The organism is Streptomyces pseudogriseolus (genome assembly GCA_002154585.1).
Taxonomy (GTDB): Bacteria; Actinomycetota; Actinomycetes; order Streptomycetales; family Streptomycetaceae; genus Streptomyces; species Streptomyces pseudogriseolus.
In genome coordinates, this window is sequence record MUNG01000425.1 from 1 (window position 1) to 11,957 (window position 11,957).

General features: G+C 73.8%; 10 protein-coding genes. 5 read left to right on the forward strand and 5 right to left on the reverse strand.

Going from position 1 to position 11,957, the window contains the following annotated elements; all coding sequences use genetic code 11:
• Nucleotides 1-1,971, forward strand: a 1,971-nt coding sequence (locus CCN29_RS29700; protein ID WP_086685640.1) for a glycoside hydrolase family 3 N-terminal domain-containing protein, incomplete at its 5' end; no start/stop codon positions are given.
• Nucleotides 1,972-2,026: 55 nt separating this feature from the next.
• Here CCN29_RS29700 and CCN29_RS29705 read toward each other — a convergent pair.
• The gene (locus tag CCN29_RS29705) at nt 2,027-2,932 is read right to left on the reverse strand and encodes an oxidoreductase (protein ID WP_006130982.1); all 906 of its coding nucleotides are present in this window, start codon (nt 2,930-2,932) and stop codon (nt 2,027-2,029) included.
• A gap of 131 nt (nt 2,933-3,063) precedes the next feature.
• Here CCN29_RS29705 and CCN29_RS29710 point away from each other — a divergent pair, with 131 nt between their 5' ends.
• On the forward strand, nt 3,064-3,933 hold the full coding sequence (locus CCN29_RS29710) for a helix-turn-helix transcriptional regulator (RefSeq protein ID WP_006130981.1): 870 nt from the start codon (nt 3,064-3,066) through the stop codon (nt 3,931-3,933).
• Between the two features lie 19 nt (nt 3,934-3,952).
• Here the strand turns inward: CCN29_RS29710 and CCN29_RS29715 are convergent, their stop codons facing one another.
• Both CCN29_RS29715 and CCN29_RS29720 read right to left on the reverse strand, forming a co-directional pair.
• The gene (locus tag CCN29_RS29715) at nt 3,953-5,140 is read right to left on the reverse strand and encodes a fumarylacetoacetate hydrolase family protein (RefSeq protein WP_006130980.1); all 1,188 of its coding nucleotides are present in this window, start codon (nt 5,138-5,140) and stop codon (nt 3,953-3,955) included.
• A gap of 37 nt (nt 5,141-5,177) precedes the next feature.
• Nucleotides 5,178-6,914, reverse strand: coding sequence for an IlvD/Edd family dehydratase (locus tag CCN29_RS29720; protein WP_006130979.1), 1,737 nt, complete (start codon nt 6,912-6,914; stop codon nt 5,178-5,180).
• A gap of 103 nt (nt 6,915-7,017) precedes the next feature.
• On the opposite strand from CCN29_RS29720, the gene CCN29_RS29725 reads away from it, so the two are divergent.
• A complete protein-coding gene (locus CCN29_RS29725) occupies nt 7,018-7,809 on the forward strand; it encodes a FadR/GntR family transcriptional regulator (protein ID WP_006130978.1) in 792 nt (263 codons plus the stop codon).
• A 441-nt stretch (nt 7,810-8,250) separates the two neighbouring features.
• Here CCN29_RS29725 and CCN29_RS29735 read toward each other — a convergent pair whose 3' ends face one another.
• Entirely contained in the window at nt 8,251-9,081 is an 831-nt protein-coding gene (locus CCN29_RS29735; RefSeq protein ID WP_086685642.1) for an alpha/beta fold hydrolase, read from the reverse strand.
• Nucleotides 9,082-9,317: 236 nt separating this feature from the next.
• On the opposite strand from CCN29_RS29735, the gene CCN29_RS29740 reads away from it, so the two are divergent.
• The gene (locus tag CCN29_RS29740) at nt 9,318-9,923 is read left to right on the forward strand and encodes a DUF998 domain-containing protein (protein ID WP_086685644.1); all 606 of its coding nucleotides are present in this window, start codon (nt 9,318-9,320) and stop codon (nt 9,921-9,923) included.
• Between the two features lie 255 nt (nt 9,924-10,178).
• Here the strand turns inward: CCN29_RS29740 and CCN29_RS29745 are convergent, their stop codons facing one another.
• Nucleotides 10,179-11,039, reverse strand: a complete 861-nt coding sequence (locus CCN29_RS29745; RefSeq protein WP_037816925.1) for a helix-turn-helix transcriptional regulator — start codon at nt 11,037-11,039, stop codon at nt 10,179-10,181.
• A 171-nt stretch (nt 11,040-11,210) separates the two neighbouring features.
• Between CCN29_RS29745 and CCN29_RS29750 the strand changes: the two genes are divergently transcribed.
• Nucleotides 11,211-11,957, forward strand: a 747-nt coding sequence (locus CCN29_RS29750) for an aldo/keto reductase (RefSeq protein WP_086685646.1), incomplete at its 3' end; no start/stop codon positions are given.

An 11,957-nucleotide genomic window follows, 5' to 3' on the forward strand; every position in this document is an offset into this window, starting at 1 on the left:
GTCCCGCTGTCCTGGGGCGCCGCCTTCGACCCCGGCCTGGTGCGGCGCATGGCCGCCGCCATCGGCCGTGACATGCGCGCCGTCGGCGTCCACCAGGGCCTCGCGCCCGTCCTCGACGTCGTGCGCGACGTCCGCTGGGGCCGCGTCGAGGAGACCATCGGCGAGGACCCGTACCTCGTCGGCACCATCGGCACCGCCTACGTCCAGGGCCTGGAGTCCGCCGGGATCGTCGCCACGCTCAAGCACTTCGCCGGATACTCGGCCTCCCGCGCCGGCCGCAATCTCGCGCCCGTCTCGATGGGACCGCGGGAACGCGCCGACGTGGTGCTGCCGCCGTTCGAGATGGCCGTCCGCGAGGGTGGCGCCCGCTCCGTGATGAACGCCTACACCGACACCGACGGCGTGCCCTCCGCGGCCGACGAGAACCTGCTCACCGGGCTGCTGCGGGACACCTGGGGCTTCGACGGCACCGTGGTCGCCGACTACTTCGCCGTCGCCTTCCTGGCGACCCTGCACGGTGTCGCCGCCGACTGGGCGGACGCCGCCGGCACGGCGCTGCACGCGGGCATCGACGTCGAACTGCCCAACGTCAAGACGTACGGCGCACCGCTCACCGAAGCCGTCGCCGACGGCCGCGTCCCGGAGGAGCTCGTCGACCGCGCCCTGCGCCGGGTCCTCACCCAGAAGGTGACGCTCGGCCTGCTCGACCCGGACTGGGACCCCGTGCCGGCCGCCCTGGACGGAACGGACCCGGCCGACCCCGAGGCCCTGCGCGGACGCGTCGACCTGGACAGCCCGGGGAACCGCGCCCTGGCCCGCACGCTCGCCGAGGAAGCGGTCGTCCTGCTCGCCAACGACGGCACGCTGCCGCTGGACCGCCCCCGCCGCATCGCCCTGATCGGACCCAACGCCGACGAACCCACCGCCGTGCTCGGCTGCTACTCCTTCCCGCAGCACATCGGCGTCCAGCACCCCGGCACGCCCCTCGGCATCGCCCTGCCCACCCTGCGTGAGACGCTCGCCACCGAGTTCCCCGACGCCGCCGTCACGTACGTCCGCGGCACCGGCGTCGACGACGGGGACCTGACCGGCCTCGACGAGGCGGTACGGGCGGCCCGCGAGGCGGACGTCACCGTCGCGGTGCTCGGCGACCGCGCCGGCCTGTTCGGCCGCGGCACCAGCGGCGAGGGCTGCGACGCGGAGACACTGGAGTTGCCCGGCGCGCAACAGCAGCTCCTGGACGCGCTGCTGGACTCGGGCACCCCGGTCGTCACCGTCCTGCTCGCGGGCCGCCCCTACGCACTCGGCCGTGCGGTGACGGAGTCGGCGGCGATCGTGCAGTCCTTCTTCCCCGGCGAGGAAGGCACGCACGCCATCGCCGGGGTGCTCAGCGGCCGGGTCAACCCCTCCGGACGCCTCCCCGTCGGCGTGCCGCGCACCCCGGGCCTCCAGCCCGGCACCTACCTCGGAGCGCGGCTCGCCCACGCCGGCGACGCGTCCGCCGTCGACCCGGCCCCCGCGTTCCCCTTCGGCCACGGCCTGTCCTACACCCGCTTCGACTGGACGGACCTGACCGCGGACACCCAGGAGGCCCCCACGGACGGTGAGTTCATCCTTGCACTCACCGTCCGCAACACCGGCGACCGTCCCGGCACGGAGGTCGTCCAGCTCTACCTCCACGACCCGGTCGCCTCCGTCGTCCAGCCGCTCCAGCGCCTCGTCGGCTACACACGGGTGGCGTTGGAACCGGGGGAGTCCCGCCGCCTGACCGTCACGGTCCCGGCCGACCTGGCGTCCTTCACGGGCCGCGACGGACGGCGCATCGTCGAACCGGGCGAACTGGAACTGAGGCTGGCCGCCTCCAGCACGGACCGCCGCCTGACGGCCCGGGTCACACTGACCGGCACGGAACGCCACGTGGACCACACGCGACGCCTGCACGCCACGTTCACGCAGAAGCCTGCCACCTGAACGGACGGGGGTGCGCGGCACACTCCGGGGTGCCGCGCACCCGCGTGCCCGGCGTTCACGGGTAACGGACGCCGGTCAGGTCCTCCGCCACCGCCCACAGGCGGCGGGCGACGGCCGGGTCGGCGGCCTCCTCGCCGAGGCGGGCCTCGGTCACCGGGCCGCGGGTCTCCCAGAGGCGGGCGGGGCCGAAGAACTGCCCGCCCCGCACCTCCGGGTCGGTCGCGGCACGCAGCTGCGGCCGCGCCCCCTGCTCCACCGACTGGGTGGCCAGAAGACCCCCCGCGGCGATCAGCCGGCCGAACCGCCCGCGATGCTCCCAGGCGCGGGGGGTGAGGTTGGTGCGGGTGAGTCCCGGGTGGGCCAGCGCGCTGACCACGGGCAGCCCGGCGGCCCGCAGCCGGCGGTCCAGTTCGAGGCCGAAGAGGGTGGTGGCGAGCTTCGAGCGGCCGTAGGCGGAGGACGCCCGGTAGCCGTGCTCGGACATCAGGTCGCCGAAGTCGAGGTGCGCGTTCTTGTGGGTGATCGAGCTGAGGGACACCACCCGGCCCCCGGACCCCGCGGTCAGCGCGTCGAGCAGCAGCCCGGTCAGGGCGTAGGGCCCCAGCATGTTCGTGCCCACATGCAGTTCGAACCCGTCGGCGGTGGTCCGGCGAGGCCCGAGATGCACCAGGCCGGCGTTGTTGACCAGCACGTCGACCGAGGGGTGGTCGGCGGTGAGCTTCGCCGCGAACGCCCGCACCGACGCCAGCGACGCCAGGTCCAGTTCGCGGACCTCGGTGTCGCCCGGGATCCGGTGGGCAGCCTCCTCGCCCGCGGTGAGGTTGCGCACGGCCAGAACGACGTGCGCCCCGCGCCGGGCCAGCTCGGTCGCGGTGACCAGGCCGAGCCCGGAGTTCGCGCCGGTGACGACGACGACCTTGCCGTGCTGGTCGGGAATGCGGTCGGCGGTCCATCCGCTCATCTGCTGCTCCTGGGGTGTGGCGGTGCCGGGAACGCCGACGTTAGGAGCGGTACGGCCGGGTTCCGTCGTTCCCGTTTTCCTGGGTCCACCAGACCTACCCTGGGCGGCCGGCAGCGGGGCACACTGGCGGCATGACCCATCCGTACGCCCGTGAGCTGGGCGACTTCCTGCGCGCCCGGCGCGACAGGCTGCACCCGGACGACGTCGGCCTGGAGCCCGGAGGGCGCCGCAGGGTCGCCGGGCTGCGGCGCGAGGAACTCGCCCTGCTCGCCGGTCTGAGCACCGACTACTACCAGCGGATGGAGCAGGGCAGGGACGTCCGGCCCTCCGACGACGTCCTGGACGCCCTCGCGACGGCGCTCGCCCTCGACGACGAGGAGCGCCGGCACCTGTTCACGCTCGCGCACGCCGCCCGCCGTCCTGCGCGGGCCCGGGTGGACCGCGCGCCGGAGGTGGTGCCGGACAGCGCCCGGAGGCTGCTGCGGGTCCTGCACACCCCGGCCGTCGTGCTCGGCCGGCACCTCGACCTGCTCGCCTGGAACCGGCAGGCCGAGGCGCTGCTCGGCGATCCGGGCGACCTCCCGCCCGACCGGCTGAACATGCTTCTGCTGCTGTTCGACGACGAGCTGACCCGCGGGCGCACCTGCGCCGACTGGGAGCGGCAGGCGCTGGACTACATCGGGATGATGCGCGCGGCGGTCGCCGCCGACCCGACGCATCCGCGAGCCACCGCGATCGTGGGCGAACTGAGCATCCGCAGCGCCGAGTTCCGCAGGCTGTGGGCCCGGCACGACGTCCGCGCCTCGGTGAGCGGCACGAAGACCTTCCACAGCCCGGCCGTCGGCGACCTCACCCTGGAGTGGAGCACGTATCCGCTGCCCGGCCGGCCCGGCCCGTTCCTGCTGGTGTTCACCGCGGAACCGGACTCGGCGGACGCGGACCGGCTGCACCTGCTGGGATCGCTGCACGCCACCCGCACCACCGGCCGGGACCGGCCGTAGGCCGCATCCGGCCCGAGGCTCACAGCAGCCCGCGCCGCGCGAGGCTGCGCATCAGCGCCCCCACCCCGAACGTCCACGGATCCGCCGCCTCGCTCGGCACCACGGTGTTGACCAGGGCTCCGAGCCGTGGGCTGGAGATGCGGACCACGTCGCCGTACTCGTGGGTGAAACCCTCACCCGGCGCCTTCCGGTCCTCGGTGGGGGCGAACAGGGTGCCGGTGAACAGGACGAAGCCGTCCGGGTACTGGTGGTGCGCACCGTGCGTGGCGGACACCAGGTCCAGGACGTCACGGCTGATCTCGCGCAGGCTGCTGCTGCCGCGCAGTTCGTAGCCGTCCGGGCCGTCGATCCGCAAGCCGATGTCCAGGTCGCGTACCGCGTCGATGCCGAAGTCGTCGTCGAGCAGGCGGACGAACGGGCCGATCGCGCAGGACGCGTTGTTGTCCTTGGCGCGGGACAGCAGCAGGGCGCTGCGGCCCTCGATGTCGCGCAGGTTGACGTCGTTGCCGAGGGTCGCGCCGCGTACCCGGCCGCGTGAGTCCACGACGAGGACGGCCTCCGGCTCGGGGTTGTTCCACACGGAGGCGCGGAGCACGCCGATGTCCGCGCCGGTGCCGACCGCCGACAGCACGGGCGCCTTGGTGAACACCTCGGGGTCAGGCCCGATGCCCACCTCGAGGTACTGCGACCACAACCCCTCGGCGACCAGCAGCTCCTTTGCCTTGGCCGCCTCCGGCGAGCCGGGCCTGATGCCGTCGAGCCGGCCGCCGACCGAGCGCACCACACGGTCCCGTACCCGCGCGGCCTGCGCGGGGTCGCCGCCGGTGCGTTCCTCGATGACGCGTTCCAGCAGGCTCCGCGCGAACGTGACGCCCGCCGCCTTGATCACCTGGAGGTCGACCGGGGCCAGCAGACGCGGCACGTCCCGGCGTCCGGGCGGGGCCGTGAGGAGGTCGTCGAGGCGCCAGGTGCGTCCGCCGTCGGCCTCGCGGACCGCCTCCGGCGCGTCGTCGCGCTCCAGCAGGTCGGAGACGGTGGGTGCGAGGGCGGTCAGGTCGACGACGTGCTCGCCGCGCACCGCGGCCACGCACGGTCCGCCCGCCTCCGGGTCGTGGACGCGCGCGACGAGGGCGGCCCGTTCGGCGTCCTCCGGCAGGACGGAGTCGGCGGTGAGGACCGGTCGGGGGTGTTCCGCTGCGGATACCACGGTCGTTGTCCTCCTCAGGACGGGAAGGGGCCGGTGCTCAGTGCGAGTCCCGGGGGACCTCGTGACCGCGTCCGCCGCGCAGGAACCCGAAGTCGGCGCCGCGGTCCGCCTGTTCGACGTGCTGGGTGTAGAGCCAGGTGTACCCGCCGGTGTACCGGTCGGCGGGCGGGGTCCACTCCTGCCTGCGCCGCGCGAGTTCGGCGTCGTCCACGTCCAGCCGCAGGCTGCGGGCGGGCACGTCGAGGACGACGGGGTCCCCGTCCCGTACCAGGGCGAGGGGTCCGCCGACGGCGGCCTCGGGCGCGACGTGCAGGACGACCGTCCCGTAGCCGGTGCCGCTCATCCGGCCGTCGCAGACGCGCACCATGTCGGTGACCCCGGCCTTCAACAGCTTCGCCGGCAACGGCACGTTGGACACCTCGGGCATGCCGGGGTACCCCTTGGGGCCGGCGTTGCGGATGACGATCACGGTGTTCTCGTCGACGTCCAGGTCCGGGTCGTCGGCGACGGCGTGGTACGCCTCGGGGGAGTCGAAGACGCGGGCGGGTCCGCGGTGGGTGAGCAGGTGCGGTGACGCGGCGGACTGCTTGAGGACCGCGCCGTCCGGACACAGGTTGCCGCGCAGCACGGCGATGCCGGTGCCGGCCGGCTGGAAGGGGGTGTCGAGCGGGGTGATGACGTCGGAGCCGAAGCGTTCGGCGCCGTCGGTGTTCTCGGCGACCGTGCGTCCGGTGACCGTGACCGGCCCGCCGTGCAGCAGCCCGCCGCCCAGCAGTTCGGCCATCACGGCGGGCAGCCCGCCCGCGTAACAGAAGTCCTCCATCAGGTACGTGCCGCTGGGCATCAGGTTCACCAGCGTCGGCACCTCACGGACCAGCCGGTCGAAGTCGTCCAGGTCCAGCTCGACGCCCACGCGTCCGGCGAGCGCGGTGAGATGGATGACGGCGTTGGTGGAGCCGCCGATGGCCGCGTTGACCCGGACGGCGTTCTCGAACGCCTCCCGCGTGAGGATGCGCGACGGCCGCAAGTCCTCCTCCACCATGTCGACGACGCGCCGCCCGGCCGCCTGCGCGGTCTCCATCCGCCGGGAGTCGACCGCGGGCCAGGCCGCCGAACCCGGCAGCTGCATGCCGAGCGCCTCGGCCACGCACGCCATCGTCGACGCCGTCCCCATCGTCATGCAATGACCGTTGGAGCGCGCCATGCACCCCTCGGCGAAGAAGCACTCCTCCTCCGTCATCCGGCCGGTCTTCAGGTCCTCCTCGAACTTCCACACATGCGTGCCCGAACCCACGTCCTGGCCACGGAACTTGCCGTTGAGCATCGGCCCGCCGGTCACCATCACCGCGGGCAGATCGACGCTCGCGGCGCCCATCAGCATGGCGGGGGTCGTCTTGTCGCAGCCGGACAGCAGCACCACCCCGTCGAGCGGGTTGGCCCGGATCAGCTCCTCGACCTCCATCGCCATGAGATTGCGGTACAGCATGGCCGTCGGGCGCATCAGCGTCTCGCCGGTCGCCATGGTCGGGAACTGCAGCGGCAGACCGCCCGCCTGCCACACCCCGCGCTTCACGGCCTCCGCGACCCGCGTCAGGTGCGCGTTGCACGGGGCGAGTTCGGACGCGCTGGTCGCGATGCCGATGACGGGACGGCCGTCGAACACCTCGTGCCCGAAGCCCTGGTTGCGCATCCACGAGCGGTACAGCATCCCGCTGCGGCCCTGTGCGCCGAACCAGGCCTGACTGCGGCGGTCCGTGTTCCGACGGTCGGTCATGTGCACACTCCTGTGGCTCGCTCCGGCGTCGTCCGCTGCGCGGATGGGGCGTGGCCGCGCGGACCCGCTACCCTGTAGCCTCAATCATTAAATGATTCGATGAATGGCGTCCAGGGGGTGGGCGGAGATCGACACCAACTTCCCGACCATGCAGCAGCGCGTGGCCGACGACCTCGGGCGGCGCATCGTCGCCGGAGCGTGGCAGCCAGGCAGTCCGCTGCCGGTCGAGGACGCCCTCGCGTCGGAGCTCGGCGTCAGCCGCGGGGTGCTGCGGGAGGCGGTCAAGTCGCTGGTGGCCAAGGGCATGCTGCGGGTACGGCCCCGCACCGGCACGCGCGTGCTGCCCCCGGAGGACTGGAACCACCTGGACCCGGACGTCCTGCGCTGGAAACAGTCCGGGGACGCGGCCGGGCTGCTGCGGGACACGGGCGAACTACGGCGCATCGTCGAGCCCGAGGCGGCCCGCCTCGCCGCCGAACGGGCCTGCCCCGACGACGTGCGCGCCCTGAACGACGCCCTGGCCGCGATGGAGGCCGCGGCGGCGTCTCCCGCGCGCGGCGGCTACGTCGCGGCCGACATCGCCTTCCATCGCGCCCTGCTGGACGCCGGCGGCAACCGGCTGCTCGGCTCCCTGGGGCGCGCCGTGGAGATCGCGTTGCGGCACAGCTTCGACGTCAGCACGCGGACCCCGGGCGCGGTGGAGGCCTCGCTGCCGGGTCACCGCGCCGTCGTCCGGGCCGTCGAGGCCGGTGACCCGGACGCGGCGGCGGCGGCCGTCCTGGGGATCATCGACGCGGCCCGCCAGGAGATCGCCCGGTCACCGGCGAAGCCGGGCGGGCCGGAAGCGCCGGACGGGCGCACCCGTGACGCGCGGGGAGGGGAAGCGGCACCCTGAGGGAACGGCGTAGGGCACATGGCGCGATCCGCTCGCCTCGGCGCAGTCCACCGTCGTACGTCGCCCGGCGGAGCGGCAGCCCCGGACTCGGACAGCGCCACGCCGCTCCGCGCAGCCCCGGCCGCCGTCCCGGCTACTCGGGCCACGCCGAGTTCTCGATGAGGCGGAGACCCGGCACGAAGTGCTCCAGGCTCCAGGCGTTCACCGACGGCTTCAGGCACCGGCCGGACACCACGTTCGGCACGGTCAGGATCTGCCGCTTGAAGTCCGGACGCGGGTGTGCGGCGGTGACCTCGTCGATCTGCGCGCGGTGCCCGGCCGGGACGACCAGGCCGCCTCCGCGCCGCGCCGTGTTTCCGGCGGCCCGTCATGCCTGGCCGCGCAGCGGCCCCGCTCCGACGCCCGCGAGGGGCCGGAACGGGGCCGTCTGCCCACCGCCCGCTACGACCTGAGCCACTCCAGGATGTCCGGGTTGAGCACGTCGGGATGGACCGTCAGCATGCCGTGCGGGTACCCCTCGTAGCTCTTCAGCGTGCCGTTCTTCAGCAGCTTCACCGTCAGCGGCGCCGAGTCGTCGTACGGCACGACCTGGTCGTCCGTGCCGTGCATCACCAGCACCGGCACCTCGATCCGCTTCAGATCCTCGGTGAAGTCGGTCTCCGAGAAGGCCTTGATGCACTCGTAGTGGGCGTTCGCCGCGCCCGTCATGCCCTGCCGCCACCAGTTGTCGATCAGGCCCTGGGAAACCTCGGCGCCCGGCCGGTTGAAGCCGTAGAACGGGCCGGACGCCACCTCGATGTAGAACTGGGCGCGATTGGCGGCGAGGGCGCTGCGGAACCCGTCGAAGACCTCGATCGGCGTGCCGCCCGGGTTGCTGTCCGACTTGACCATGACCGGCGGCACCGCACCCACGAGCACGGCCCTCGCCACCCGGCCCGGCTCGGCGCGCGCCACGTACCGCGCCACCTCGCCGCCGCCCGTGGAGTGCCCGATGTGGACGGCGTCGCGCAGGTCCAGGGCCTCGGCCAGCGCCGCGACGTCGGCCGCGTACGTGTCCATGTCGTGCCCGCCGGACGTCTGGTCGGAGCGGCCGTGGCCGCGCCGGTCGTGGGCGATCACCCGGTAGCCCTGCTGGAGGAAGAACAGCATCTGGGCGTCCCAGTCGTCGGAACTGAGCGGCCAGCCGTGGTGGAAGACGAGGGGCTGCGCGTCGCGCGGGCCCCAGTCCTTGTAGAAGATGGTCGTCCCGTCAGAAGTCGTCACCGTGCCCATGGTTGGTCCTCCGCAAGATGGGGCTGAGGCGGCCGGGCCGGTCCATGCCACCGGTGCACGGCAGCGCGTGCGGCGGACTCCGGCCGGCCGGAGGGACTGCATCCGCGGGCCCGGGGGCCAGGGCCGGATGCACGGCAATCACCTTACGCCGAAGAGGCGAACCCCTCATCTCGGGAGATATAGGACCCGCTCGGGTTGGTCCGGTACCGGACATTTCATCCGCTTATGGTGATCCAATGCTGCTTGTTCCCAGATGGGTTCTGTTCTCGTCGGGGTGCGCGCCGGTGCTGTTGATCGCGGGCTGGGCGATCTCGGCGGCGCTCGAGGGGTCGGCCTACGACCCGGTGACGCAGACGATCAGCGTCCTGGCGGCGTACGGCGCCTCGGGCTCCTGGGTGATGACCGGGGCGTTCCTCGCGCTGGGCGTGTGCCATCTGCTCACCGCGTGGGGACTGCGGGCGGCAGCGGCGGCGGGCCGGGTGGCGCTGGCGCGCGGGGGAGTGGCCGCACTGGCGGTGGCGATGGTCCCCGCGCCGAGCAGCGGAGGCTCGCTGGGGCACGGTTCGGTGGCGGCCGTCGGGTTCACGCTGCTCGCCCTGTGGCCGGTCCTCGCCGCGACCGCCGGCCGCGCCACCCCGTGGGCGCTGCGGCCCCTGCCGTCGTTCGCGGCGACCGCCGTGATGGTCGCGGGGGCGGTGTGGTTCCTCGTCGAGATGCACCGCCACGGCATGGCGGGCGTCGCCGAGCGCGTGGTGACGGCCGTCCAGTCGCTGTGGCCCTTCGTCGTCGTCCTGTCCTGCCTCCGGCACCGCGCGGGGCGGCGCGCGGAACAGTCCGCGTAGCCGGGGCGTCCGTCCGAGCGGGCAGCCGTGTGACCCAGGCGTGTGACCCGATCGGACGAACCGCGAGCTGCCCACCGGCCCCGACGACCGCACCGCGTCCCGGCCGCCCCGCAGCCAGATGTCACGCACGCCCGCGACGAACGAGGCCGATCGCTTCACCGGATCGGCAGGCGTCCGCCCGCCCCCTCGGCCGGCTCCGGGCCGGCGCCCGCCACGGCGGCACGGGCGCGCGGGCCACTTCGCGCGCCCGCGGCGTCACCGCCCGTCGCGCTCTGCCGTCCCCGTGGAGAACTCCTCGCTGCCCAGCACCCGCAGCAGTTCCATTCGCTCGCGGGTCTCCGCGTCCGCCGGGGTGAGCACCAGCAGTTGCTGGCCCTGGTCCGGGGTGACCAGGGTCTCGCAGTCCAGGAGCAGCCGGCCGACCCGGGGATGCAGCAGCGTCTTGCGGTCCGCGCGCCGTACCGCGACCTCGTGCTCCGCCCACAGCGCACGGAATTCGGCACTGGCCGCCTCCAGCCGCCCGACCAGCCCCGCCACCGTCGGGTCACCCGCCCGGCGTCCGGCGGCGGCGCGCAGGTCGGCGACCAGCCTGCGGCTGTTGAGCTCGCGGTCCTCGGGCGGGCAGACGGCGCGGGCCTCCGGCTCGGTGAACCAGCGGTGGATCGTGAAGCGGCGGTCGCCACGGAAGCCGGTGTGGTCCGACATCAGCAGCAGGGACGCACGGTTCTGCGCCAGCATCTCGCCGAGGTCGGACATCACCGCGGCCGGGGTGTCGCCCAGCAGGTCGAGCATGCGCACCAGCCCCGCACGGGCCAGCCGGGCCGTACCGTCCGCGGGCGGGGGCCGGTGACCGGCCAGATGGAACAGGTGATCCCGCTCGTCGTCGGACAGCCGCAGCGCGCGGGCCAGCGCGACCAGCAGCTGCGCCGACGGCTGACTGCTGCGGCCCTGCTCCAGGCGTACCACGTAGTCCACCGACATTCCGGCGAGCATCGCCACCTCCTCCCGGCGCAGTCCGCGCGTGCGGCGCCGGGGTCCGTCGGCGATGCCCACCTCCGCCGGGCGGATCGCCTCGCGGCGGCGGCGCAGGAAGTCGGCGAGCTGTTCTCGTTCCACGCCTTCCATGGTCCCGCGCGGCCGGACGCCCATCCAGGGAGCGGCGCTCCCATGATGAACGCTCCGCTCCCGCCCGCCCGGCCGCCGCAACACGGTGGAACCGGCGAGCCGGACGGACCGGCGTGCCGGACGGCACAACGACAAGGCGACAAAGCCACAAGGGAGCGCATCATGCGGACACGCACACTGGGCAGCACCGGACCGAAGGTCTCCGCGCTCGGACTCGGCGCGATGTCCATGTCGGGGGCGTACGGCGAGGCCGACCGCACGGAGAGCATCGCGACCGTGCACGCCGCGCTGGACGCCGGAGTCACCCTGATCGACACGGGCGACTTCTACGGCATGGGCCACAACGAGCTGCTCCTCGCGGAGGCGCTGCGCGGCCGGGACCGGGACAGCTACGTGCTGAGCGTGAAGTTCGGCATGCTGGCCGGTCCCGGCGCGACACCCGGCGGGGTCGACGGCCGCCCGGCCGCGGTGAAGAACTTCCTCGCCCACTCGCTGACCCGCCTCGGCACCGACCACATCGACATCTACCGGCCCGCCCGGCGCGACCCCGACGTGCCGATCGAGGAGACCGTCGGCGCGATCAAGGAACTGATCGACGCCGGTCACGTACGGCACCTCGGCCTCTCCGAGGTCGACGCGGCGACCGTGCGGAGGGCGCACGCGGTGCATCCCGTCGCCGACCTCCAGATCGAGTACTCGATGATCTCCCGCGCCGTCGAGGCGGAGATCCTGCCCACCCTGAGCGAGCTGGGCATCGGCCTGACCGCGTACGGCGTCCTCGGCCGCGGGCTGATCTCCGGGCACTGGTCGCCGGACCGCGCCGGACTGCCGGGCGACCACCGGGCGCTCAGCCCCCGGTTCGCCGCGGGGAATGTGGAGCACAACCTCGCCCTCGTCGAGGCGCTGCGC

What these genes read in the sequence shown, in the direction of transcription:
- CCN29_RS29705 (WP_006130982.1), bottom strand. Translation starts at nt 2,932, where the DNA reads ATGAGCGGATGGACCGCCGACCGCATTCCCGACCAGCACGGCAAGGTC.
- CCN29_RS29710 (WP_006130981.1), top strand. Translation starts at nt 3,064, where the DNA reads ATGACCCATCCGTACGCCCGTGAGCTGGGCGACTTCCTGCGCGCCCGG.
- CCN29_RS29720 (WP_006130979.1), bottom strand. Translation starts at nt 6,914, where the DNA reads ATGACCGACCGTCGGAACACGGACCGCCGCAGTCAGGCCTGGTTCGGC.
- CCN29_RS29725 (WP_006130978.1), top strand. Translation starts at nt 7,018, where the DNA reads ATGGCGTCCAGGGGGTGGGCGGAGATCGACACCAACTTCCCGACCATG.
- CCN29_RS29735 (WP_086685642.1), bottom strand. Translation starts at nt 9,081, where the DNA reads ATGGGCACGGTGACGACTTCTGACGGGACGACCATCTTCTACAAGGAC.
- CCN29_RS29740 (WP_086685644.1), top strand. Translation starts at nt 9,318, where the DNA reads ATGCTGCTTGTTCCCAGATGGGTTCTGTTCTCGTCGGGGTGCGCGCCG.